This is a genomic window from Shimazuella sp. NTD250 (assembly GCF_059510375.1).
Map to the genome: position 1 here is coordinate 21,505 of NZ_JCAJZS010000002.1, position 18,745 is coordinate 40,249.

Genomic DNA, 18,745 nt, shown 5'->3' on the forward strand with positions numbered 1-18,745 from the left:
TTAAAAAAGTTCGATATACGGAAGAAAAAAATACATTCATTTCTATATGATGAATTTTTTGGAAATTATAATGACATACTATCAGACTAAAATAAGTTGTGTCAATGATCGGACACAGTTTGTAATAATTCTGCATATTCCATACCTCACAAAAAGGTCGCTAGCAATTTTCCTCCTATAGGAGCAGGGGACTTCTTACACAAGGATGTTAAAAATATGATAGAATCTTTTTCAAGATACTTGTGAAAAAAGGAATGAAATTATCCATGACTACACAATCCATACTAATGAAAATGGAAGATATCATCATCGCAAATCAAATGATAAAAGATGTGGTATTTCGCACTCCATTACAAAGAAATGAATATTTATCTAATCTATACGACTGTAATGTCTATTTAAAAAGAGAAGATTTACAAGTAGTACGCTCTTTTAAAATACGCGGTGCTTTCTATATGATTCAAAGTTTATCAGAAGAAGAAAGAGACAGAGGGGTAGTCTGTGCCAGTGCTGGAAATCATGCACAAGGGGTAGCCTATTCATGTAGTAAGCTTAACATCAAAGGTAAAATATTCATGCCAACTACCACTCCCAGGCAAAAAGTAGAACAAGTAAAGCGCTATGGTGGATCATATATAGAAGTTATTTTGACTGGGGATACTTTCGACGACTCCTATCTAGAAGCGAAAGAATATTGTGATCAAAATCAGATGTCTTTCGTCCATCCATTTGATGATTACCGCACTATTGCAGGCCAAGGCACCATAGGAATGGAAATCATGAATGACATTGATAAAGTAGATATGTTGTTTGCAGGAGTTGGTGGCGGTGGTCTGATATCAGGGGTCAGCTCTTATATGAAGGGTGTAAACCCAGATTGCAAAATAATTGGTGTAGAACCACAAGGTGCCCCTTCCATGAAAAAATCATTAGAAGCTGGGAAAGTGGTGACGCTGGATAAGATTGATCCTTTCGTTGATGGAGCAGCAGTAAAGCAAGTAGGTCAGCTAACTTTTCAAATCGTTCAAGAATTAGTAGATGATATCACCGTAGTACCAGAGGGAAAAGTTTGTAGTACTATCCTTGAACTTTACAATCAAATTGCATTAGTGGTAGAACCCGCGGGAGCTCTTTCTGTAGCTGCTCTTGATTTCTATCGCCAAGAAATTAAAGGAAAAAATGTCGTCTGCATCATTAGCGGTGGCAATAATGATATCGATCGTATGCAAGAAATGAAGGAACTATCTCTGATCTATGAAGGATTGAAACATTATTTTATCGTCTCTTTCCCCCAAAGAGCAGGAGCACTTCGTGAGTTTGTCCAACATGTTTTAAGTGAGGACGACGATATCACTCGGTTTGAGTATACCAAGAAAAACAATAAAAGCTCAGGGCCAGCTCTTGTCGGGATTGAGCTGAAAGACCCAAAAGATTATCCAGCACTTTTAAAACGTATGGAACAGTATGGATTTCCGTATACAGAAGTAAACAATAATCCACAATTGTTTAATTTGCTTATCTAATTCTTTGAAAAAAAGACTCCTTAGGAGTCTTTTTTAGTGCAAACATATTCATATCGACGTCATCTAGGTATCCAATTAATCTATCAGATGTATCTTCTAATTCTTTGCTACACTTGTCGTTGTTACGAGCGAGATTGGCGGTGTACCAGCTACAGCTTTTCCTTTGTCATACACTTGAACATACCCAACTGCTGTACCTTTTTTCATCGGTGCTTTTAAATTGGAGTAAATCACAATATGATAAGTATAATTTTTTTCTTGACCATTGCGTAGCGGTACTGTCAAATTTCGTAATGGAGCAATCGTTACTGGTCCTTTATGACCTTGTATGGTGATCGTTTTATAAGAGGAGATCGGTTTACCTGCCTCTAAAACTTTTCGTGGTGTATAGATACTGTAAATGTAATCATATAGTTTTTTGGTATCGGAAAAACGTTTTGATACAGAACTCGAGCCTAGCACTACTGCTATTAAACGAAAATTGTTTCGTTGTACGGTTCCTGTATAACAATAACCAGCAGCAGATGTATAACCCGTTTTTAAGCCATCTACTCCTTTATAACCATACGCAAGTGTCGGTAACATGAGGTTGGTATTCGTTACCTTCATTTCACGCTTGGTACCCTTGTGAAACGTATAATGAGTGATTTTACTAAATGTATATATTTCTGGATGGGTCGCTACTAAAGTCCTCGTTAAGTGAGCAATATCAGCGGCTGACATATAGTTATTATAGACTTTTCCAGAGGACGATTTATAGATCAAACCATTGCTCGTATAGAAATGCGTTTTGGTCAATCCTAGTTGCTTAGCTTTTTGGTTCATCAAAGCAACAAACTTTGATTCTGAACCACTTATCTTTTCTGCCAGAGCATACGCTGCGTCATTTGCCGATTGAACCATCATTCCAGTTACAAGTTCTTTTATCGTTATTTTTTCCCCTGCTACTAGGCGAATCTCTGATTCATTGACAGCTTCTGCTTTTTTACTCACAGTAACAATATCTGACCAGTGTAATCTGCCAGCAGAAATTTGATCAAGCACAATCAGAACTGTCATCAATTTTGTCAGACTTGCTAATGCTAGTTCTTTGTTTCCGTAATCATCAGTTAAAATAGCTCCACTTGAATAATCAATCACATAGGTGGCCTTTGCTTGGATGCTTGGTTTTTTTGCTTCAGCAAATACCATCGTTCCCATAGAAAAGGACAAAATAGTGATCAATAATAGAAACAGAGAAAATTTTCTTACCATTACGCCCCTACTCCTGCCTGATTAGATTGTCCTTACTAATTACTTCGACAGAAATATATTATCACTTCAAATAAGGAAAAACTAGCATATTTCCTGCTAGTATGAATTCATCATCTATTTTATTGGTCTTAATTTTTAAAAAGCACCTTCTAAATGATTTAAATCGACAAACTCCCAATTTTTGGACAATAAGATGGATACTACATCAAAACGTATTGGTAGATGGCCCAAACGCCTCTGACTAATAAACTGGAGAGCCAGCTTTCGGACTTGTTGTTGTTTGCGATGCTGCACAGATTGGAAACCAAGTCCATACTGATTGGATGTTGTGGTACGAACTTCTACAATAATGAGTTGTAATCCATCATGAGCAACAATATCTAACTCCCCTAAGTTGGTATACCAATTTCGTGCTATTAGTTCCCATCCTTTCGAAACCAGATATTGTGCGGCGATATCTTCACCTCTTCGTCCAACTTCTTTTCTTTTATCCATTACAAAGACACACCAAGAACTGCACGCACAGGAGAAAAGCTGCGTCGATGAATCGGGGATGGGCCATATTTTTTTAACATTTCCAGATGAGCTGGGACACCGTACCCCATATGCTGATCAAATCCATACTGCGGATATTGCTTATGTATATCCATCATCCATTTATCTCTCGTTGTTTTAGCGATAATGGAAGCAGCAGCGATAGAATGGCTTAAACTATCTCCTTTGATGAGACTTCGCTGGGGAATAGGAACTTTTGGTAGTTTTACCGCATCGAGTAAAAGCTGATCAGGTTTCTTTGGTAATTGAGAGATTGCTATTCTCATCGCTCGATATGTTGCCTGCAAAATATTATATTCATCTATAAATGCGACATCTACAATCCCCACTCCGACTCCAATAGCCGTTTGTTCAATTCGTTTTCGCAAGATATCGCGATCAGTCGCAGTTACTTGTTTTGAATCATTTAATCCTGTTACATCAAAATCTTGTGGCAATATAACAGCCGCAGCCACAACAGGACCTGCCAATGGACCGCGGCCAGCTTCATCAACACCAGCAATCAATATTTGACCATTTTGCCAAAACTGTTTTTCATATTTCCACATTCGATTTAATCTCTCTTGTTCAGCCTTTTCTTTTTCCTGTTGCATTTGATACCGCTTGCCTAGCTGTCTGACCCCTTGCCGTGTATCAGCCAAAAGTTCAGCCAATACTTCTTCTGTAACTTCATTCGTAGAAATCCATTCACGCCAAGCCTCAATCGTTCTCTTCATGGATGTCCCCCTCATAATCACTTGGAATTTCCAAAGAGATTCGACCAAGTCTGCCAGACCGCAAATCTCCCATGACGATATCTGCTGCTTTATCCCAATCGATTTGACCTCCACGCATCAAGCATCCTCTTTTCTTACCAATTTCATCTAATAATTCTACTGGAGTGTGCTCTAATATTTCTATGTTATAGCGTTCTTCTAACAATTTTGGATACTGCGAACTTAGATATTTTAAAGTATGCAGTGCTACTTCTTCTGTTGGTAAAATTTCCTCTTTAATCGCACCACTCATAGCTAATCGCATTCCTACATTTGGGTCTTCAAATTTGGGCCATAGAATTCCCGGTGTATCTAATAATTCTAGTTGTTTCCCCACTCGTATCCATTGTTGTGCTTTTGTTATCCCTGGTCGGTCTCCTGTTTGAGTAGCATGTCTTCCTGCCAATTGATTGATTAAAGATGACTTTCCAACATTGGGTATTCCTAAAACCATTGCACGCATTCTTTTAGAAACGATACCTTTCTTTTTCCTCGAAATAAAAAGCGGTTCCAATACACGCTCACAGGTAGCAGCGATCTTTTGCACTCCTTTTCCAGTTTTTGCATCGATTGGTAAAACAGAAACACCAATACTGGTGAAATAGGATACCCATTCATTGGTAATTGCTTCATCTGCCATATCCCCTTTTGTAAATAGAACAAGACGAGCTTTATGACCTGTTATCTCATCAATCATAGGATTACGACTAGCCAGTGGCAGTCTGGCATCTAACAGTTCGATCACGATATCTACTTGTTTTAATTTTTCCTCTATTTGTCTTCTTGCCTTTGCCATATGACCAGGAAACCAATGAATCGACATGTTTAACACCTCAAGTCTATTAAAATCACAATAACTTCCATTCTGAAATCGGCCAATAAATAAACTCTGCCCTACCGATGATTTGATCGATTGGAATAGGCCCTAACTCACGGCTATCGGTACTATTTTCACGATTATCTCCCATTACAAATAGTTGATTGGCAGGAATTTTTATAAGTGGGACAGTGGAAGTCTGTGTTGAAAAAGTCAAATAAGGTTCTGACAATATTTTGCCATTGATGTATACATGATTGTTTTTCACTTGGATAGTATCGCCAGGTAAACCAATTACTCGTTTAATCAAATCTCTATCTTCTGTTGAATGAAATACGATTACTTCACCACGAGCTGGGGATGTAAACCAGTAGACAAGTTTGTTGATAATAATCTTATCTCCAGTTCTCATGGTGTTTAACATGGAAGGGCCCTGCACGTAGGTTGGTTCAAGAAAAAATCCACGAATGATAACAGCGACAACTAAAGCAATCACAACTGCCTTCACCCAATCAAATGCATTAGATGAACGTTTATCGCGTTTTTGTTTTCTTCGTTCTAGACGTTCTTTCCTTTGCCGCTCAGAGCGAGACATAAATTCACTCAATCACCAGACGCCCCCTATGTAAATATGGCAAAAGGACTTGATTATCTCAAGCCCTTTTTCGCGAATCGTGCATTCTATTTATGTGTAATTCTCTCTTTGATGCGAGCAGCTTTTCCACGAAGTTTACGGAGATAGAACAGTTTCGCACGACGAACTTTACCACGACGGATTACTTCAATTTTATCCAAACGTGGGGAATGCAGTGGGAAAGTACGCTCTACACCTACACCGTAAGAAATCTTTCGAACTGTAAAAGTAGCAGAAATCCCACCACCACGACGTTGAATTACAACTCCTTCAAAAAGCTGAATCCGTTCACGTTGGCCCTCTTTTACTTTCACATGAACACGAAGTGTGTCCCCAGCGCGAAATAGTGGGATATCTTTTTTCAATTGATCTTCTGTAAGGCTTCTGATAAGTTCTTGCATGATCGGATGACCTCCCTTCTGTCCTATTCAAAATTCCGAATCACGGAAACGGAAATATTTTATCATATGTCTTTCATGAAGACAATTTAATCTTGATTTGCTTTTAATTGACGCAAAAATTTACGGTCTTCCTCGGTCAAAATCGAAGATTTTAACAAATCCGGTCGGCGTTTCCATGTACGAAGTAATGCTTGTTCCCTACGCCACTTATCTATCTTAGCATGATGACCGGACAATAAAACATCTGGTACCTTCATCCCTCGATAATCAGCTGGTTTGGTGTAATGTGGATACTCTAACAAACCCGTAGAAAAAGAATCATCCACATGAGAGTTGGGATTCCCCAGTACTTCTGGAAGCAAGCGACTGACACTATCCATAATAATCATCGCTGGTAATTCACCACCCGTTAGCACATAGTCCCCCATCGATATTTCATGGGTCACCAGATGCTCACGGATTCGCTCGTCAAAACCTTCGTAGTGTCCACAGAGCAGCACTAGATGAGGAAACTGCGAGAGCTCTTCTGCCTTTTCTTGAGAAAAAGGTTCTCCTTGTGGCGTCATCATGATGATTGGTGGTCTTTCTGCTACATTTTCTAACAGATGATCGACCGCATCAAAGATTGGTTGTGGTCTTAGTACCATCCCACCGCCGCCTCCATAAGGAGTATCATCGACAGTATGATGTTTGGAGTCGGAAAACTGACGAAAATTAATGAGATTAGCCTCAATTAACCCTCTTTCCTTCGCTCTACCCATGATGCTATGAGAAAGGAATCCATGAAACATCTCCGGAAATAAGGTTAATACATCAAAGCGAATCGTCGCCATTTACTCCAGTCCTTCCATCCACTTCATTGTGACAACTCGCTCTTTCACATCTACTTCTTTGATAACATCCTCGATATACGGAAGAAGCAAATCTCCTTTTCCTTCTCTGGATACTACCCACACGTCATTCGCTGGAAGGGTCAAAATCTCTTTTACGCTCCCTATTTGTTCTCCCTCAGTGGTAACCACTTGACAGCCAATTATTTGATGAAAGAAAAAACCATCCTCCTCATCTGACACTACTGCTTCTTCTGGTACCAACAAGCCTGCTCCTTTAAAAGGCTCAGCTTGATTGATATCTGTCCATTCTTGAAAACGAATCAGTAGGGTAGATTTATGCTTACGAACCCCTGCAATGGTTAAAGCCTGCTTATTGGCAAGTGCTGAATGCTCAAGCCAAACTTGTTTACCAACTGCAAACCGCTGCTCAGGGAAGTCCGTATTCACCATGATTTTTACTTCACCGCGAATCCCGTGTGTATTGACAAATTGACCTACACGAAGAAATTCCATTTTCACGTCAGCCCAACCTTATTTTTGTAGTTTATCTAGGATACCTTCTTTACGAAGCAAAGCTTTCACTGTATCTGAAGGTTGTGCACCTGTTTGAAGCCATTTTAAAGCTTTTTCTTCGTTAATGTTCACTGTTTCTGGTTCAGTCAGAGGATTGAAATAACCAATCTCTTCGATAAAGCGACCATCACGAGGAGCACGAGCATCCGCTACAACTACACGGTAGAAAGGAGCTTTTTTTGCACCCATCCGTTTTAGACGAATTTTCACTGCCATTTTTCTTTCACCTCCACTCTAGAATACACATGAAACTGCTATCCCATAAAAGGAAATTTAAATCCTTTTCGTTTCTTCGTATTTTTCATCATCGAAGCCATCTGCTTCATACTCTTCTTCATTTCTTGGAACTGCTTGAGCAATTGGTTTACTTCTTGAACAGAAGTACCACTCCCCAATGCGATTCTCCTTCTGCGGCTTGCGTTTAATATTTCTGGATGATCCTTTTCATAGACCGTCATGGAGCGAATAATCGCCTCGATCCGATCCATTTTTTTCTCATCTACTGTGACATTTTTCAAGGCCTTAGCGTTTGCTCCTGGGATCATCGCCAGCATATCTTCCAGTGGCCCCATTTTGCGCACTTGCTGAAGTTGATCCAAAAAATCATTTAACGTCAACTTCTGGCTGCGCATTTTCTTTTCCAGCTCTTTGGCTTTTTCTATATCAACAGCTTCTTGTGCTTTTTCAATCAAGGAAAGCACATCACCCATCCCGAGTATACGGGAAGCCATACGATCTGGGTGGAAAGGCTCTAGAGCATCTGCTTTCTCCCCCATCCCCACAAACTTAATGGGACAGTTGGTTACAGCTTTTACAGATAAAGCAGCTCCACCACGTGTATCACCATCTAATTTGGTAAGGATGACACCAGTCAATTCCATTTCACGGTGAAAACTCTCCGCCACATTGACTGCATCTTGACCAGTCATCGCATCAATTACGAGTAATACCTCATCAGGGTTTGCTATTTGCCGAACATTCCTCAGCTCATCCATCATCTGTTCGTCTACATGCAATCGACCAGCTGTATCAATAATAACAGTATCGAACTGTTCGCTTTCCGCTTTTTCAATCCCTTTTTTAGCGATATTTACTGGACTTTCCTTATCGCCGAGAGAGAAAACAGGAACACCTAGCTGTTCCCCTAATACTTCCAACTGCCGAATTGCAGCAGGCCGGTAAATATCTGCTGCTACCAACAATGGTTTCTTGTTTTGTTTCGCAAGCATTCTTGCCAGCTTACCAGATGAGGTGGTTTTCCCTGCCCCTTGTAACCCCACCATCATAATAACAGTTGGAGCTTTGCTCGCAATAACAAGTTTACTCTCTTGACCGCCCATCAGAGATGTTAACTCTTCATTCACTACTTTTACTACTTGTTGACCTGGGGTGAGGCTTTTCAATACTTCTTGACCGGTCGCACGCTCTTTCACTCGATCGATAAATGTTTTTACTACTTTAAAGTTTACATCTGCTTCAAGAAGTGCAAGGCGAATCTCTCGTGTGGCCTCTTTTACATCTGCTTCGCTCACTTTTCCTTTTCCGCGAAGCTTTTGCATGACGCTCTGCAAACGGCTTGATAATCCTTCAAAAGCCATCTTCTCACCTCTTCGCTAGTCTATCATCTGCTGGATCAGGGGAGAAATCTCCGCTTGAAGGGTTGGATCAGCAGATAATTTGGAGAGAATCTTCTTTGCTAACTGATCTCGCTGACGGTACTTTTGCACCATACCCAGCTTTTTCTCAAACTCTATCAAATGTTGTTCAGCACGCTTGATGCCTTCAAACACAGCTTGTCTCGATGTTCCTTGGTGACTAGCAATCTCCGAGAGAGACCAATCGTCTAAATAATAACACTCTAAAATAAGTTGTTGCTTTTTAGTCAATAACGAGCCATAAAAATCATATAGCAAGTTTATTTCCGTAGTTTGTTCAAGCACCAAGATCACCTCTTGTTTGTGTCAAGGTGATTTCCTTTACAGTTGAAAATAGTAACAGAAAACAGATGTCGAGTCAAGACAATTCCTCGTATCCGAAAATACTACCAAAACAACATCTCACTTGAACACTCCCTACATTAAAAAAGAAAAAAATTTGATCCTAAATGAATCATGTATAAAACTTCAAAACGAGAAAATTACTATCTATAAGGAGGTCTGTAAATGGCATTAATGGAGATAAGTCTCATCCCAATCGGAACAGATAGCCCTAGTTTTAGTTCATCTGTTGTCAATGCAGTGAGACTCATTGAAGAAAAAGGATTAAAGTATCAAATTACCCCTACAGCCACCATCATTGAAGGTGACATAAATCAACTGATGGATGCAGCAAAAGCAATCCATCAAAATGCCATTACCAATGGTGCACACCGTGTTGTTACCAATATATCCATAGATGAAAGAATGGATAAATCAATGAGTATGGAACAACAAATAGAAATTATTGAACAATCGCTACAATAAAATCTATATCTCACAAAAAGAGGGTTTGTAAAATGGATGTTAAACGCGCAGAGGAAATTTTAAATTCCCCAGACAATATAACCGTCACATTCCAAGGTGATCCAGTTTGGATTCAATCGGTGAATGATGTTACTCAAATCGCTAATGTGTATACAGTCGGTAATCGAGAAGATGAGAAGATGGTCCCTGTCCGTGAATTACAAGAAAATAGAGCATAAAAATAGAATCACAAAAGGCGTCCCTAGAAAGAGGAACGCCTTTTTACTATTGTAACGATGAGATATCCGCCTCTTGAAACAACGCATGCAAAAATTGCTCACGATCAAACGGTTGCAGATCATCTGCTTTCTCTCCTAAACCAATCCATTTCACTGGCAAGTCTAGTTCGTGACGGATCGCGATAACAATACCGCCTTTAGCAGTTCCATCTAGTTTCGTGAGAACAATACCTGATACATTTACTGCTTCACCAAACGTTTTTGCTTGTTGCATTGCATTTTGACCAGTTGTCGCATCTAATACGAGCAACACTTCGTGTGGAGCATCAGGAACTTCACGTTGCACAACACGAAACACCTTTTTTAACTCTTCCATCAAATTCACTTTATTTTGTAATCGACCAGCAGTATCACAAAGCAATACATCAGCTTTTCGAGCTTTGGCAGCTTGGATTGCGTCATAAATAACCGCGGCAGGATCAGAACCAGCTTGTTGCTTAATTACATCTACACCTGCACGTGTTCCCCATGTCTCCAATTGTTCAATGGCTCCAGCTCGAAACGTATCTCCTGCTGCTAAAATAACTTTCTTCCCCTCTTTTTTGAGGGTATGAGCGAGTTTCCCAATGGTAGTCGTTTTTCCCACCCCATTGACCCCTACAAACAAGATGATACTCATACCATCTTGATTTAGTCTCAGAGCAGGACCATCCTCATCTTCCAAAAGTTCAGCGATCAATTCCGTCATAATGGGTTGTAATTCATTCGGATCTTTGATTTTTCTCTCTTTTACTTCAGCTCGGAGTCGTTCCACTAGGTGCATCGTAGTGGGCACTCCTACATCTGCTCCAATCAATACTTCTTCTAGTTCTTCATATAAATCTTCATCGATCTTAGTACGACCAGTAAAGATACTGCCCATCGCACCAACGAGATTAGAACTCGTTTTACTCAACCCAGAAACAAATTTTTGAGTCACTGATTCTGTTCGTTTGGAAACACTTTCTTTTAACTTTGAAAAAAAACTCAACGGTTATCCTCCTCATGCTTTTGCCGCGGCAACTTCTTCTCTGCTCTCATCATACTCTTCTAATTTGACAGATACTAGGGTAGATACACCAGATTCTCGCATGGTAATTCCATACAACACATCCGCGCCTTCCATCGTATGTTTGCGGTGTGTGATGATAATAAACTGCGTCTGATTAGCAAATTTTTGTAAGTAGTGCGTAAACCGTGTTAAGTTTGCTTCATCCAAAGCCGCATCTACTTCATCTAGAAAACAAAAAGGTACAGGTTTGATTCGCAGAACAGCAAAGAGTAGAGCTAAGGCTGCTAAAGATCGCTCCCCACCAGACAATAGCGACAATTGTTGCAGTTTCTTTCCTGGAGGCTGTGCGACAATTTCAATCCCAGTATCTAGTAAATTATTAGGGTCGCTGAGTTGCAAATCAGCACGACCTCCCCCAAACATCTTCACAAATACATCTTGAAATTCTTCACGGATAAGCACAAAACTATCAGAAAATCGTTTTCCCATCTCAGAAACCATTTGTGCGATCATCTGATAAAGCTGTTGTTTGGCCTGAAGTAGATCATCTTCTTGTGTCGTCAAAAAAGTAAGACGCTCAGTTAATCGCTGGTACTCTTCAATTGCTCCAATATTCACATCGCCTAATTGTTCTAATTTTTGCTTTAAAGATTTGACTTTTCTTTCTGCCTGTGTTGGATTCTCAGGAACACCATACTTTTCTTTTGCACCTTCAAAACTTGTTTCATACTCCTCTGCTAATTTTTGCAGAAGATGGTTAAGCTCAACATCAAGGCGATTTACTCGTACTTCTTGCTGGTGAAGTTTCTCTTCATAAGAACGAAGCAATTTGCTATTTTCATAAGCAATGTGCTCTAACTCTTGATGTTTTTGACTACAACCATCACGCTCATCGCGGAGCTCAGAAATCTTTAACTGAAGGGCTTTTTTTGCCTCTTGATGTTGATAGAGGGAAGCAAGTAATCTTTGCCATGCATCTTCACTTAAGTCTTCCATCTCTAAAAGCTCTTGTTGTTCTCTCTTTGTATTCTGCTGCAAATAGAGATTTTTTTGTTGTGCCTCTTCGATCCGGTGTAAATCTTCTTCTAGACTGCTTATCATTTGTTGCAGTTTTGCTTCTTCAATTCGATACTCCGTCAATTGGGAGTTTCTTTCTCTCTCTTCATCTGCTTGTTGTTTTCGTATAAACTCCTCTTGCTCCAGTAAGACTTCTAATCCTTTAAGTCTTTCCATCCTGTTATGGTGAATATCTTCCATTTCACTTAATCGTTGTTGCAATTGAGCACGTTTTTTATCTGATTCCTCTTCTCTAATGACAATTAGATGCAAGCGGTGCATATTGTTATTTAACTGTAATTGTTTTTCTTGTTTTTTGGCATCTAAATCCTTCTGCTGAACAAACAAATCGTTTAGATTCGTTTGGATAATTTTCCTTTCATTCTCCAGTGATGCTAATCTTTCCGTTTGTATCTTCTCATCCGCTTGTAGTTTCTTTTGTTTATCAAGCCATTGTTGTACTTGTTGATTCAATTCTTCCAGTTGACGACTACGTGCAAGCAGATTAGGAGTCTTATTCTGTCTACTTCCTCCAGTCATCGATCCTCCAGGGTTGACAACGTCCCCTTCCAAGGTAACGACTCGATAACGATGCGATAAAACTTGGGCAACTTTATTTGCCGTTACTAAGTTATCCGTTACCAAAACATTTCCAAGTAACTGAGAGCATAACGGACGATAAGTAACAGCTGTCGAAACCAAATCATCTGCAACCCCTAAGAAGCCACTGATGTGTGTAAGTTTTGCTAAATCTTGTTCAGGAATACTTCTTCCTTTTATCACATTAATCGGCAAAAAGGTTGCTCGTCCTAGTCGTTTCTCTTTTAAATAAGTAATTGCGCTACGAGCAGCTGTTTCATCCTTTACAACAACATGCTGCAAAGCTCCACCAAGTGCTGTTTCCATCGCTACTTCTACTTTTTTTGGTACTTGGATCAACTCCGCAACGGCTCCAATGATACCAGTTAGTGCACGATTCTCCAAAACAGCTTTGACTCCTTGGAAAAAACCAGCATGATTTTGTTCCATGGATTGCAATACATCGCGCTCCGACTGGATTCGAACCAATTGCTTTTCTAGTTGTAATAATTGATTGTGAAAATTTTTCTGTTCTGACAAACATTCTATTTTTTCCGATTCTAAAGCGCTAGCTTTTGTTGTTTTTATCTCCAGTTCTGTTTCTATTGCCTCGATTTTTTGCTTCATTTCATTACTGATCTGCTCTAACTTTTTCGTTTCTTCGTTCAAAGTCTGCTTTTCTTGCTGGTAAGTCGTAAAATCTTGCTCTATCTCTTCACACTGATTTAAAATATATTTCTTTTCACTATCATCTCGAACTTGTTCATTCTTTATCTTTTCCCATTCGATCTGCGTTGAAGATACTTTTGATTCGATTTCTTCGTTTACTGTAAATTTTATCGCCTTCATTTGGTCTTGGAGGGTAGATAATTCTTGTTTTTTTGCTTGATGCTGCTGCTGTTTTGCTAGCCGTTCTTTCTCACTTGTTGTATATTCTGCAACATAAGCTTCCAATTGTTCTTGTAATTTTTCTTCCATTTCTGCTCGACTTTTTGTTCGCTCTTGCCATACCTGTTTTTCTGCATCCGCTTTTTCCACTTTTTCACTTGTGTCTAGCAGTTCTGACTGGAGAATTTCCCATTTCTTTTCTAATTCCACCAATTGAAATTTGACTTGTGCTAATTCTGCTTCTTCTTTACTCTGCTTGGAAGCGCCAGAGATATGTTGTTCTTTCAGTTGCTTTACCTGCTGAGAAGTTTTGGTCCACTCTTCATGTAAAGTCTCAATTTTATGTACATAAAAAGATATTTCTACCTCAGTTAATTCTTGTTGCCATGCTTTAAACTGCTGAGCATGCTCTGCTTGTTTTTGCAGTGGTTCCAGTTGGTTGCGAAGTTCATGGATTAAATCGCGAATCCGAACTAGATTTTGCTCTGCATCTGCAAGTTTTTTTTCTGCTTCTTTCTTACGGGATTTATATTTAACAATGCCAGCTGCCTCTTCAAAGATAGCTCGTCTATCTTCTGATTTGTTGCTGATCATCTCTTCTATTCGACCTTGTCCAATCATCGAATATGCTTCTTTCCCGATTCCTGTATCCATAAACAATTCTTGAATATCTTTTAACCGACAAGCTTGCCGATTGAGGAGATATTCACTATCTCCGGATCGATAAACTCGACGAGTTACGGTAACTTCAGCATAATCCAAAGGCAAAATTCGTCTGGTGTTATCCAAGGTGATGGAAACTTCACAAAAACCAACCGGTTTACGCGAATCACTCCCGACAAAGATTACATCTTCCATCTTCGTACCACGCAGGGACTTCGCACTTTGCTCTCCCAATACCCAGCGTATCGCATCGGTGACATTGCTTTTGCCGCTGCCATTTGGACCCACTACTGCCGTAATCCCAGGTACAAACTCCAATTCAGTGCGACTTGCAAAAGATTTAAATCCTGACATCTCTAAGCGTTTAAGATGCATCGAAAAGCTGCCTCCTTTCTTGATCGCTAACCTGCATATTGTAGCATATATTTTGCAAAAAATTGACTTGCCTACATTTATCATTTTGAAAATACTAAAATTTCTCCTCTTTTCTCTCACTTATCGTTTTAAGAGGCTTGATATTTCCAAATACAAGCTCCCTGAGATGATAGGGAGCTTGTATCTTATTTATTTTATTGAAAGCTGGCCCACTAATAATCTAATATTCTTCTCTTTTCAAAGACAATTCATTACCAATTCAGTCGAGATTTAAATTATCCATCATCCCTTCAAGAAGATGAATCAATTGATGTCGTTGTTCGGGAGAAAATCGTTGTAACATTTTTTCCGCTAATTCAGATTGAATAACATGAATTAGGGTGCAAAGTGGCTATCTATTATAGGGTTAGGATTTGTGACCATCACTACATGGATGCTCTCTAATCTAACGACAGAAACCACTTTTCTCTATTTGTCTGTTGTCTATTTCTTTCGTATGGTGGGAATTGGAATGGTAACAACCCCCATTACAACATTAGCTATCAACCAACTCCCTAAAAAACTCATCCCACATGGAACATCGATGAACAATACGATGAGACAAATCGCTGGTACATTAGGTACAGCTGTATTAATCACCATTATGACGAATAGTTCCGGTACTGAAAAAGGAATGGATAGTTCCATCGGAGGTGTAAACATGTCATTCATGGTGGCAACTCTTTTAGCAGCCACTGGTATGATTCTCTCGATTTTCTTAAACCAATCTGAGTCTATAAAAGAAGCAGGACAAGAACAAACCATAAATAATAAAACTTGATAATTTCTTAACTTGTCACTTCACTAGCAAACCTACCTTGTAAAATTCATTCCCAAATATTAATAACATTCACAAAAGAAGATTAACATTATCTACAATGGACTTTAGAGTTAATCTTTTTTGTGGTTACACTTTAGCGTTTAACGGCAGGATTTCTTCGTGATACAAAAATAAAACCACCGTGATTCCCTCACAGTGGTTTAGTTTGTTTTCCACGATTTTAAAGCAGTATTTGCAGCCTGTTGCTCTGCTTCTTTTTTGGAACGTCCAGATCCTCTACCCAATTTTTTATCATCCAAGTAAACTTCAGCTGAAAAGAAACGATCATGCGCAGGTCCTTGGACATCTACAATTCGATACTCCAATGATCCTCTCTTCTCTTGCTGAGCCAATTCTTGTAATTGGCTCTTAGCATCTGTCATTTGCTCCAACCAGGTACCATTGATCTGTGGGAAAACGAGTTTGTTTAAAAACTGGCGAACCTTTTCTAATCCTTGATCCAAATATAGTGCACCGATGAAAGCCTCAAATAAATCTGCCAATAAGGATGGTCTCTCACGGCCTCCTGTAAGCTCTTCTCCTTTTCCCAATCGAACAAACTTACCAAATTCGAGTTCACGAGCAAAGGAAGCAAGGGATGGTTCACATACCACTCTTGCTCGGGTTCGGGTTAATTCCCCTTCACTCATTTTGGGAAAGCGATAGTACAGGAATTCAGACACGAGTAGTTCTAATACCGCATCTCCGAGATATTCTAAGCGTTCATTATCTTGAACACGTCCGGGGGATTTTCGTTCGTGGGCAAAGGAAGTATGGGTGAATGCTTGTACGAATAAATTTCTATTTTGAATATAGATTCCTGTTATTTGCTCCACTTTTTCAAAATCGATCAACATTATACTTCCTCAACGGCTTTCATGATAATGGTAGCGTTGTGGCCTCCAAAACCAAGAGAATTGGACAAAGCAACTCGCACATTGGCTTTGCGGGCTTCATTTGGCACATAATCAAGATCACAATCTGGATCAGGGAATTCATAGTTAATAGTTGCAGGTATTACTTGATCTTGAATGGACTTTGCCAATACAATCGCTTCTATACCACCAGCTGCACCTAGTAGGTGACCTGTCATTGATTTTGTAGAGCTGACAGCCAGCTTATAGGCATGGTTCCCAAATGCGCCTTTGATAGCCATCGTTTCAAATTTGTCATTCAAATCTGTGGAAGTGCCATGTGCATTGATATAGTCCACTTCAGTTGGTTCTAAATTTGCATCTTTGAGTGCCCGAATCATGCTGCGACGAGCACCTTCACCCTCTGGTGCAGGGGCGGTTAAATGGTGAGCATCAGCAGTCATTCCATAGCCAACCATTTCAGCAATAATATTCGCTCCACGTGCAAGTGCATGTTCTAAGGTCTCTAATACCAAAATACCAGAACCTTCTCCCATCACAAATCCATCCCGCTCTTTGTCAAAAGGACGACTAGCATGTTCTGGATCATCGTTGCGAGTAGACATAGCATGAGCAGAACAAAATCCTGCAAAGGAAAGTGGTGTTACAGTTGCCTCCGTACCACCTGTAATCATCACAGAAGCTTCTCCGCGTTGTAAGATACGAAAAGCTTCGCCGATGCTATGTGTTCCAGATGCACAAGCGGTCACAGAAGCACTATTTGGACCTTTTGCTCCTGTTAAGATCGATACTTGTCCCGATGCCATGTTTGCAATAAGCATGGGGATAAAAAATGGGCTTACACGCTTAGGACCACGCTCATGCAATATTCGTGCATTTGCTTCGATGGTATTCATGCCACCAATCCCAGAACCAATATAGACTCCAACTTCATCCAAATCTTCTTTTTCCATATCCAATTTTGCGTGTTCAATCGCCATTTTTGCTGCAGCTACTGCATATTGAATAAAAATATCCATTTTACGAACTTCTTTTTTATCAATAAAAGAAAGAGGATCAAAATCTTTTACTTCCGCCGCTATTCTGGTTGTAAATGGAGTGGCAAATGAATCAGGATCAAAACGCGTAAGTGGACCAGCTCCAGATTTACCTGCTAATAGGTTATCCCAAAAAGTAGACAAATCATTTCCAATAGGAGATACAGCACCTAGCCCTGTTACAACTACTCTATTTAACATAATGGATCAACCACCTTTCACGTTAGAGTTGACCTATTTTAGATGAAATAAGTGGTAAGTCCCAAAATTTGGGACTTACCTTATAATTACGAGACTTTCGCACTAATATAATTAACAATATCTCCAACAGTGTTGATCTTTTCTGCATCTTCTTCTTCAATAGTTAAATTAAATTCATCTTCCAATTCCATAATCAAATCAACAACATCTAGGGAGTCGGCGCCAAGATCTTCTTTAATGGATGCTTCTAAAGTTACCTCATCCGCTTCAACATCTAGACGTTCTACAACGATTTGTGTTACACGTTCTAAAGTGTCTGCCATGCTCTTCACCTCCCTATCGTAGTATAGTTGAATGATAGGCTCAGACGCAAACCTTTCTCATCCATTTTCTTAATTTGGTACCATGCCGCCATCTACATGGAGAGTTTGGCCAGTTATATAGCTCGCTTTATCACTTGCTAGAAAAGAAACTGTATTCGCTACTTCTTCTGCAACACCAAATCTACCAAGTGGAATAGAAGCAAGGATAGTCTCTTTTACTTTTTCATCTAAAACAGAAGTCATGTCTGTTTGAATAAAACCTGGAGCAATTGCATTGACAGTAATATTCCGACTGCCAAATTCTTTTGCCATTGTTTTGGTTAGCCCAATTACTCCTGCTTTTGCCGCTACATAGTTAGCTTGCCCAGCGTTCCCTGAAACACCCACTACAGAGCTAATATTGATGATTCTGCCGCCTCTTTGTTTCATCATGGGACGAACAACAGCCTTACAGCAGAGAAAAACACCTTTAAGGTTGGTGTCTACTACTTGGTCCCAATCTTCTTCTTTAATCCTCATCAACAAATTATCTCTTGTAATACCAGCATTGTTGACCAAAATATCCACTCGTCCAAATTGCTTTACTGCTTGTTTAAATGCATCATCAACTTGCGCGCTATCGGCAACATCTACTTGAAATGCTGCTGCCTCTGCTCCCAAATCTGTGATAGCCGAAACTGTTTCTTCTGCTGCCCCATGATTACCAGCATAAAAAATGATTACTTTTGCTCCTTCTTTGGCCAAATCCAAAGCAATGGATCGTCCGATGCCTCTAGAACCACCTGTTACAACAGCTACTTTTCCTGTTAGCAT

The 18,745-nt window shown here is 39.7% G+C and carries 21 protein-coding genes; 4 read left to right on the forward strand and 17 right to left on the reverse strand.

Going from position 1 to position 18,745, the window contains the following annotated elements; all coding sequences use genetic code 11:
- The first annotated feature begins 266 nt into the window (after positions 1-266).
- Positions 267-1,523 (forward strand): threonine ammonia-lyase IlvA, encoded by a 1,257-nt coding sequence (ilvA, locus tag AC5WOF_RS04865; protein ID WP_496048831.1) that lies wholly within the window; start codon positions 267-269, stop codon positions 1,521-1,523.
- 96 nt (positions 1,524-1,619) lie between these two features.
- Here ilvA and AC5WOF_RS04870 read toward each other — a convergent pair whose 3' ends face one another.
- The 11 genes from AC5WOF_RS04870 to ylxM form a co-directional block, all read right to left on the reverse strand.
- Positions 1,620-2,777, reverse strand: coding sequence for a D-alanyl-D-alanine carboxypeptidase family protein (locus AC5WOF_RS04870; protein WP_496048832.1), 1,158 nt, complete (start codon positions 2,775-2,777; stop codon positions 1,620-1,622).
- A gap of 135 nt (positions 2,778-2,912) precedes the next feature.
- Positions 2,913-3,272, reverse strand: a complete 360-nt coding sequence (locus tag AC5WOF_RS04875; RefSeq protein ID WP_496048833.1) for a YraN family protein — start codon at positions 3,270-3,272, stop codon at positions 2,913-2,915.
- The gene (gene rnhB, locus AC5WOF_RS04880; RefSeq protein ID WP_496048834.1) at positions 3,272-4,048 is read right to left on the reverse strand and encodes a ribonuclease HII; all 777 of its coding nucleotides are present in this window, start codon (positions 4,046-4,048) and stop codon (positions 3,272-3,274) included. Before rnhB ends, AC5WOF_RS04875 begins: the two co-directional genes overlap by 1 nt.
- Entirely contained in the window at positions 4,032-4,910 is an 879-nt protein-coding gene (gene ylqF, locus AC5WOF_RS04885; RefSeq protein ID WP_496048835.1) for a ribosome biogenesis GTPase YlqF, read from the reverse strand. The genes rnhB and ylqF overlap by 17 nt, the downstream gene beginning before the upstream one ends.
- A 25-nt stretch (positions 4,911-4,935) precedes the next feature.
- Entirely contained in the window at positions 4,936-5,511 is a 576-nt protein-coding gene (gene lepB / locus AC5WOF_RS04890) for a signal peptidase I (RefSeq protein WP_496048836.1), read from the reverse strand.
- A gap of 74 nt (positions 5,512-5,585) precedes the next feature.
- Positions 5,586-5,939, reverse strand: a complete 354-nt coding sequence (gene rplS, locus AC5WOF_RS04895; RefSeq protein ID WP_240875126.1) for a 50S ribosomal protein L19 — start codon at positions 5,937-5,939, stop codon at positions 5,586-5,588.
- Positions 5,940-6,025: 86 nt separating this feature from the next.
- On the reverse strand, positions 6,026-6,763 hold the full coding sequence (gene trmD / locus AC5WOF_RS04900) for a tRNA (guanosine(37)-N1)-methyltransferase TrmD (protein ID WP_496049426.1): 738 nt from the start codon (positions 6,761-6,763) through the stop codon (positions 6,026-6,028).
- A 9-nt stretch (positions 6,764-6,772) separates the two neighbouring features.
- Positions 6,773-7,285 carry a ribosome maturation factor RimM gene (gene rimM / locus AC5WOF_RS04905; RefSeq protein WP_496049427.1) on the reverse strand — a complete coding sequence of 171 codons (513 nt, stop codon included), beginning with the start codon at positions 7,283-7,285 and terminating at the stop codon, positions 6,773-6,775.
- 18 nt (positions 7,286-7,303) lie between these two features.
- Positions 7,304-7,561, reverse strand: a complete 258-nt coding sequence (rpsP, locus tag AC5WOF_RS04910; protein ID WP_496048837.1) for a 30S ribosomal protein S16 — start codon at positions 7,559-7,561, stop codon at positions 7,304-7,306.
- A 38-nt stretch (positions 7,562-7,599) separates the two neighbouring features.
- Positions 7,600-8,943, reverse strand: coding sequence for a signal recognition particle protein (gene ffh, locus AC5WOF_RS04915; protein WP_496048838.1), 1,344 nt, complete (start codon positions 8,941-8,943; stop codon positions 7,600-7,602).
- A 15-nt stretch (positions 8,944-8,958) separates the two neighbouring features.
- Positions 8,959-9,285: a YlxM family DNA-binding protein gene (ylxM, locus tag AC5WOF_RS04920; RefSeq protein ID WP_496048839.1), complete on the reverse strand. Its 327-nt coding sequence runs from the start codon at positions 9,283-9,285 to the stop codon at positions 8,959-8,961.
- 222 nt (positions 9,286-9,507) lie between these two features.
- On the opposite strand from ylxM, the gene AC5WOF_RS04925 reads away from it, so the two are divergent.
- Together AC5WOF_RS04925 and AC5WOF_RS04930 are read left to right on the forward strand one after the other, a co-directional pair.
- Complete coding sequence (locus AC5WOF_RS04925; protein WP_496048840.1) at positions 9,508-9,807, forward strand: MTH1187 family thiamine-binding protein; 300 nt, start codon at positions 9,508-9,510, stop codon at positions 9,805-9,807.
- A 32-nt stretch (positions 9,808-9,839) separates the two neighbouring features.
- The gene (locus AC5WOF_RS04930; protein WP_496048841.1) at positions 9,840-10,025 is read left to right on the forward strand and encodes an H-type small acid-soluble spore protein; all 186 of its coding nucleotides are present in this window, start codon (positions 9,840-9,842) and stop codon (positions 10,023-10,025) included.
- Positions 10,026-10,071: 46 nt separating this feature from the next.
- On the opposite strand, the gene ftsY is transcribed toward AC5WOF_RS04930, so the two are convergent.
- Together ftsY and smc are read right to left on the reverse strand one after the other, a co-directional pair.
- Positions 10,072-11,055 (reverse strand): signal recognition particle-docking protein FtsY, encoded by a 984-nt coding sequence (gene ftsY / locus AC5WOF_RS04935; protein ID WP_496048842.1) that lies wholly within the window; start codon positions 11,053-11,055, stop codon positions 10,072-10,074.
- A gap of 12 nt (positions 11,056-11,067) precedes the next feature.
- On the reverse strand, positions 11,068-14,637 hold the full coding sequence (smc, locus tag AC5WOF_RS04940; RefSeq protein ID WP_496048843.1) for a chromosome segregation protein SMC: 3,570 nt from the start codon (positions 14,635-14,637) through the stop codon (positions 11,068-11,070).
- A gap of 415 nt (positions 14,638-15,052) precedes the next feature.
- On the opposite strand from smc, the gene AC5WOF_RS04945 reads away from it, so the two are divergent.
- Complete coding sequence (locus AC5WOF_RS04945; protein WP_496048844.1) at positions 15,053-15,457, forward strand: hypothetical protein; 405 nt, start codon at positions 15,053-15,055, stop codon at positions 15,455-15,457.
- A gap of 200 nt (positions 15,458-15,657) precedes the next feature.
- Here the strand turns inward: AC5WOF_RS04945 and rnc are convergent, their stop codons facing one another.
- The 4 genes from rnc to fabG form a co-directional block, all read right to left on the reverse strand.
- The gene (rnc, locus tag AC5WOF_RS04950) at positions 15,658-16,353 is read right to left on the reverse strand and encodes a ribonuclease III (RefSeq protein WP_496048845.1); all 696 of its coding nucleotides are present in this window, start codon (positions 16,351-16,353) and stop codon (positions 15,658-15,660) included.
- Positions 16,353-17,609: a beta-ketoacyl-ACP synthase II gene (gene fabF / locus AC5WOF_RS04955; RefSeq protein ID WP_496048846.1), complete on the reverse strand. Its 1,257-nt coding sequence runs from the start codon at positions 17,607-17,609 to the stop codon at positions 16,353-16,355. Before fabF ends, rnc begins: the two co-directional genes overlap by 1 nt.
- 86 nt (positions 17,610-17,695) lie before the next feature.
- The gene (locus tag AC5WOF_RS04960) at positions 17,696-17,932 is read right to left on the reverse strand and encodes an acyl carrier protein (RefSeq protein ID WP_496048847.1); all 237 of its coding nucleotides are present in this window, start codon (positions 17,930-17,932) and stop codon (positions 17,696-17,698) included.
- Between the two features lie 69 nt (positions 17,933-18,001).
- Entirely contained in the window at positions 18,002-18,745 is a 744-nt protein-coding gene (gene fabG / locus AC5WOF_RS04965; protein WP_496048848.1) for a 3-oxoacyl-[acyl-carrier-protein] reductase, read from the reverse strand.

Excerpts from the sequence above, each read along its gene's own strand:
- AC5WOF_RS04960 (WP_496048847.1), bottom strand. The coding sequence starts at position 17,932 with ATGGCAGACACTTTAGAACGTGTAACACAAATCGTTGTAGAACGTCTA.
- rpsP (WP_496048837.1), bottom strand. The coding sequence starts at position 7,561 with ATGGCAGTGAAAATTCGTCTAAAACGGATGGGTGCAAAAAAAGCTCCT.
- ffh (WP_496048838.1), bottom strand. The coding sequence starts at position 8,943 with ATGGCTTTTGAAGGATTATCAAGCCGTTTGCAGAGCGTCATGCAAAAG.
- AC5WOF_RS04930 (WP_496048841.1), top strand. The coding sequence starts at position 9,840 with ATGGATGTTAAACGCGCAGAGGAAATTTTAAATTCCCCAGACAATATA.
- rimM (WP_496049427.1), bottom strand. The coding sequence starts at position 7,285 with ATGGAATTTCTTCGTGTAGGTCAATTTGTCAATACACACGGGATTCGC.
- ylqF (WP_496048835.1), bottom strand. The coding sequence starts at position 4,910 with ATGTCGATTCATTGGTTTCCTGGTCATATGGCAAAGGCAAGAAGACAA.
- rnhB (WP_496048834.1), bottom strand. The coding sequence starts at position 4,048 with ATGAAGAGAACGATTGAGGCTTGGCGTGAATGGATTTCTACGAATGAA.
- ilvA (WP_496048831.1), top strand. The coding sequence starts at position 267 with ATGACTACACAATCCATACTAATGAAAATGGAAGATATCATCATCGCA.
- fabG (WP_496048848.1), bottom strand. The coding sequence starts at position 18,745 with ATGCTAACAGGAAAAGTAGCTGTTGTAACAGGTGGTTCTAGAGGCATC.
- AC5WOF_RS04925 (WP_496048840.1), top strand. The coding sequence starts at position 9,508 with ATGGCATTAATGGAGATAAGTCTCATCCCAATCGGAACAGATAGCCCT.
- rplS (WP_240875126.1), bottom strand. The coding sequence starts at position 5,939 with ATGCAAGAACTTATCAGAAGCCTTACAGAAGATCAATTGAAAAAAGAT.
- fabF (WP_496048846.1), bottom strand. The coding sequence starts at position 17,609 with ATGTTAAATAGAGTAGTTGTAACAGGGCTAGGTGCTGTATCTCCTATT.
- AC5WOF_RS04870 (WP_496048832.1), bottom strand. The coding sequence starts at position 2,777 with ATGGTAAGAAAATTTTCTCTGTTTCTATTATTGATCACTATTTTGTCC.
- rnc (WP_496048845.1), bottom strand. The coding sequence starts at position 16,353 with ATGTTGATCGATTTTGAAAAAGTGGAGCAAATAACAGGAATCTATATT.
- smc (WP_496048843.1), bottom strand. The coding sequence starts at position 14,637 with ATGCATCTTAAACGCTTAGAGATGTCAGGATTTAAATCTTTTGCAAGT.
- AC5WOF_RS04875 (WP_496048833.1), bottom strand. The coding sequence starts at position 3,272 with ATGGATAAAAGAAAAGAAGTTGGACGAAGAGGTGAAGATATCGCCGCA.